This is a genomic window from Microcoleus sp. C2D2, assembly GCF_036702495.1.
Lineage (GTDB): Bacteria > Cyanobacteriota > Cyanobacteriia > Cyanobacteriales > Microcoleaceae > Microcoleus.
Genome location: NZ_JAUBTO010000291.1, coordinates 1 through 4,469, shown reverse-complemented (window position 1 = coordinate 4,469; position 4,469 = coordinate 1). Strand labels below are relative to the sequence as shown.

The following is a 4,469-nucleotide window of genomic DNA, read 5'->3' as shown; positions in this document are numbered from 1 at the left end:
AGACTAAAAAAAGCTTTATGGCTTTGATTTTTGAAAAATACCAGTAAGATAATCACATCTGCGGAATGTGGGTTAAAGGCTTGAAATCGGGGATAGTCTGCCACTATAGGAGCTAAAATATCGTTGCCGGGGAGCAGAGTACCTGTCTCAGGCACGAAGGATTGAGAGACAGTGCCGAAAGCGCTGTTCTAGATTGCCAGTTCAATGGTGGCGCTGGGCAGTCCGAGCAACCCGCACAGTTCTGATGCTATCTTTTCTGCCCAAGCTTCGCCTGTATTGGGGCGAGATTGTTTGTACAGGCACCGACCTAGTTCTGGGTGGTAAAACCAAAACTTGGGCTTGGTTCCCATCGCCGGGCGTATCGGAGGCGGCGTCTGTTGGAACAGCGATGATGGGAAATGGTGTTGTTGGCACTTGTCCGCTCGATTCTGTTTTGAAAAACTTACCCAAACCTACCCAAGTCTCGACTTTCGCTGCACATACAGCTTTCGCGAACATTGCGGTGCATCCGGCTATCGCCGTTACTCCCTAAAAAATTAAGTCGCGAGCGTGGTCAGGGGGTAAATTTTTACCGGACTTTTAAGCTCGATCGGACAATAACAGTTTAGCCGATTGCAAAGCGCGAGGCCGACAACAGCAATTTATGCAACTGTCAAGGCTGACATAACGGCTGCGGTGTTACCAATTTCCTTACACTTCTGAAACTTGATTTTTAATTCAATTTAGATACCGTAACTTGACTATTAAATCAATTCAGCTTTTGTTAAAAACGCTAAAAAATCACAAATTTTTGTGGAGCGTTAAAATCAGGCATTTGCAGTATAAAGTCAGGTATTTGCTGTACAAAAGAGCGTGAAAATGCAGGCATTTACAGGAACTGCACTTTACCTGTTTTTACCCGAAAATATCCTGCAAACGCCTGACTTTTTCGGTCAAATTGCTGCTTTTTTGTGCTGTTCATTCCTTTACTTTTTGAGGCTGGTTATGGCTGTTCAGTTTTGGTAGCAAGCAATGTTTTTGTCCGTACCAAACCTTATTTACTATTTTTAAATAAAAACAATTCACCTCATGAATGCGGAATCCTAAGTAGGTAGACGGGATTAAACCGAATAATGTAACACTATGCAAACAGGTTTAAGTCAGCCAGTAGAGAGCCTTTGGAGACTTTGCCCTCGTTTACATAGGGGCGTTTTTTCGCGCCGACTTACTTAAGTGCAAGGTGATCCCGTTAGGCTGGCTATCGGACGAACGATTCCCTCGCCATCATCGACATCAGCCGACTGCTTCTGAACAAACAGGAGGGCAAGGCGCGATCGCGTCGGGCATCCGCCGCTAATGCCGAACAGCACCAACTCGAATGCGTCGTGCCCGGCGACGCTCCATCGTAAAGGCGGCTGCCCTGTACACCAACAGGCTCGCTCCTGGCTTCAATATCGACTCACGCTCGCGTCAAGCACAGTTCTATCAAAGTCCAAACAGCCAAGAGCCAAACTTTCGAGCCAAGGCTGTCGAAAGTGACCGATCGCTAACTTCAACTCCCAACAATTCCTCTGGCACTTTTGCAAAAACCATAAAAACCATAAATTGATCATTTTTACCCCCCTCTTACGTCTATTTGACATGGCTTGCTATGCGACTAGCGCACTAATTAGGAGGATTGAGGAGGATTTAGAAGGGTCTAACATACAAAAAATCACGCCAAAAGCAACAATTCTTTACAAAAACTGATAAGCATTTATACTGATTGTGAGGGTAAAAGTAGGAAATTGTAGGTGTAATGAGTAATAAAGGTGTTGGTGCGATTCGTTTAACCTAGCGCGACCTGAAAAGGTTATTTAGTATGGGAAGCCCACTTCCCTAGCGGATTCACACCCGCTACTCCCACGTAAAAGACTTCCTTTGAAGTCCGGTCACGCCTCAAGTAAGCAATGAACGAGATGGAATGCAGACTCGCGTTGGTAACTGAAACTGCTAGCCTAAAGCGGTCAAGTGCAAGGGGGAATCCTCCAATGGTGAACGCAAGTGAACTATCATTTTAAACTGCGTTATACGAAAAGGAGCCAAATCAGGCTGACAGGCTCTGACCAAAAGGTAAGTGGACAGGATTTATAGTTTTGGTTTCTATAAATTGTGTGAACACGCATCTCCACCGCAGAATAGATAGCACCTAAAGGGGGATGGAAAAACTAAACGACACAACAGGGTAAGCCCCACAGAGTCTAAGAGAGGTCGAATACTCTTAGTAAGTCTAAGGTAACAAGGACAGAACACTCTGTCGGGTAAAGGATGGAAGAACAAGCAAACGCCAGCCTGTAATGGGATGGATAGAGGGTGGAACATCACCTCTGACCGAAAGGAAAGCAGACTTCTTCTGGGTCTTATACGAGAGAAACTCTCACAAAGGAATCAAATCTGAGGACAAGTTAGATGGTGTCAGCAATGACAACAAACGGACTAAAGAAAAGGCTAGAGAACTGGAACCAGGTCAACTGGAGAAAAATCAACAAAGCCATTAGAAACCTGCGTCAAAGAATCTTTCGTGCGAGAAGGCTTGGTAACTTCCGTAAGCTAAGAAGCGTGGCAGTTGCTGATGCTTCGTAGCTACGCCAATCTACTACTGTCAGTTCGACGTATCACTCAAACCAACCAAGGTAAAGCAACGGCTGGCATTGACAAAGAAATCGTCAATACCCCAAAGCAAAGGGTGATTCTGGTAAATAATTGGGAAGGGGGAAACCTCAAACCAACACGAAGGGTAGAAATACCCAAGCCTAACGGCAAAAAACGACCGCTCGGAATCCCGACCGTGCGTGACAGAATCGAACAGACAATAGTAAAGAATTCACGCTTAACCCGAATGGGAAGCCATATTTGAGCAAAATTCCTATGGTTTCGTGCGGCTCGTTGGCGCAGCCGAGAGGGTTCTAACCCTCGAATGCGCCACACCTCGAAGAAGGTCATGTGCTTAAAGTGAGGTCAAAAGGGAAGGGCGAAAGCCCGAAACCGAGATAACTCAACTTTCGTGAGGGTGAATCTCATCTGACAAGTCCCTCCCCTGAAGTGTCCAGAGGACTGCGTATCCCCCGACTATGGAGAGGGTAGCACCGCCAGAATCGAAGCGGGGATAAACGGTGATAAGCTGCAAGCCTAAAGCGGTGAAGCACCAAGCGTCCGACTACGAGCAACGAAAGTGAACTCCTTTATCCTTCGTTAATGAGAACCAGCGAAATCGGGCTGCAACGCTGGGAGCGAAAAATGCTCTAGGGAATGGTAGATGGCAAAAGAAGCCTTGACCATCGGCACTAACCAAAACCCGGAGGAGTTGGGAGGCTCTAAAGTCGGTATCAACGGAAGTTGGGAACGAGTTAACCAGTGGGACGGCTCTTGAGGAATTGTCGAATCCGCAAGTAGTAGCTAGCGTAAGCCACCCATTGGAGGGATTGGGTCGAAAGCGAACGCCGCTCTGTAATGGAGGGGATATGCAGACAGACCCACTGCTACATGGTCTATACGTTCACAGTAAGAAGTCAATGTCCAAGACGGAGATTACATCACAAGTGGAATGGAAGGATGTCAACTGGGCGAAAGCTGAATGGGCAGTCTTCAAGCTTCAGAAAAGGATATATAGAGCTAGTCAGCGTGGAGACGTGAAGCTCGTTCGCAGGCTCCAGAAGATGCTGGTCAAATCTCGGTACGCCAAGCTCATCGCTGTCAGAAAAGTAACCCAGGAAAACAAAGGCAAAAATACAGCCGGAGTTGATGGGGTGAAATCTCTAAATAATAAACAGCGAATATCTCTGGCTAGTGAACTGGAAATAGACGGAAAAGCACGACCCGCTAGAAGGGTCTGGATACCTAAACCCGGTAGACAAGAAAAACGTCCTCTAGGCATTCCAACTATCAGAGACAGAGCCAAGCAAGCGCTATTAAAATTAACGCTTGAACCCGAATGGGAAGCCAAATTTGAAAGCGAATCCTTCGGGTTTAGACCGGGAAGGTCATGCCACGATGCCATTGAGGCAATAAGAATAGTAATAACGGCTAAGCCAAAATACGTCCTCGACGCCGACATAGCAAAGTGTTTTGACAAAATAAACCACCAAAGGCTCCGGGCAAAAATTAACACTATTCCTAAATTCAGGCGACAAATCAAAGCCTGGTTGAAAGGAGGAGTGTTTGAGGAGGGTAACTGGAAGGAAACGGATAGTGGAACTCCTCAAGGGGGTGTCATCTCCCCGTTGTTGGCGAATATCGCACTACACGGAATGCAAATGGCAATCGAAGAAGCCTACCCAGCTTACAGTAACGGGTGCATCAAAGGTGCAAGACGGAAGTTTGGGAGAGATGACGTATCCCAACCCAAACTCATCAGATACGCAGACGACTTTGTTGGCGCGACACGATGTCGCATGTTGTGAGTGAGGAGGTGACTTCTCTAGGTTAGTGTCCAAACCTATCCTCAATCTCCA

General features: G+C 46.7%; 4 protein-coding genes. 3 read left to right on the top strand and 1 reads right to left on the bottom strand.

From position 1 onward, the window contains the following. Positions 1 to 201: 201 nt before the first annotated feature. Positions 202 to 498 carry a hypothetical protein gene (locus QUB61_RS38045; protein WP_333136154.1) on the bottom strand — a complete coding sequence of 99 codons (297 nt, stop codon included), beginning with the start codon at positions 496 to 498 and terminating at the stop codon, positions 202 to 204. A gap of 1,929 nt (positions 499 to 2,427) precedes the next feature. Here QUB61_RS38045 and QUB61_RS38040 point away from each other — a divergent pair. The 3 genes from QUB61_RS38040 (at position 2,428) to QUB61_RS38030 (ending at position 4,418) form a co-directional block, all read left to right on the top strand. Next, positions 2,428 to 2,601 carry a reverse transcriptase N-terminal domain-containing protein gene (locus tag QUB61_RS38040; RefSeq protein ID WP_333136152.1) on the top strand — a complete coding sequence of 58 codons (174 nt, stop codon included), beginning with the start codon at positions 2,428 to 2,430 and terminating at the stop codon, positions 2,599 to 2,601. Beyond that, positions 2,591 to 2,875, top strand: coding sequence for a reverse transcriptase N-terminal domain-containing protein (locus QUB61_RS38035; RefSeq protein ID WP_333136150.1), 285 nt, complete (start codon positions 2,591 to 2,593; stop codon positions 2,873 to 2,875). The genes QUB61_RS38040 and QUB61_RS38035 overlap by 11 nt, the downstream gene beginning before the upstream one ends. 655 nt (positions 2,876 to 3,530) lie before the next feature. Next, positions 3,531 to 4,418, top strand: a complete 888-nt coding sequence (locus QUB61_RS38030; RefSeq protein WP_333136148.1) for a reverse transcriptase N-terminal domain-containing protein — start codon at positions 3,531 to 3,533, stop codon at positions 4,416 to 4,418. The last annotated feature ends 51 nt before the right edge of the window (positions 4,419 to 4,469 follow it).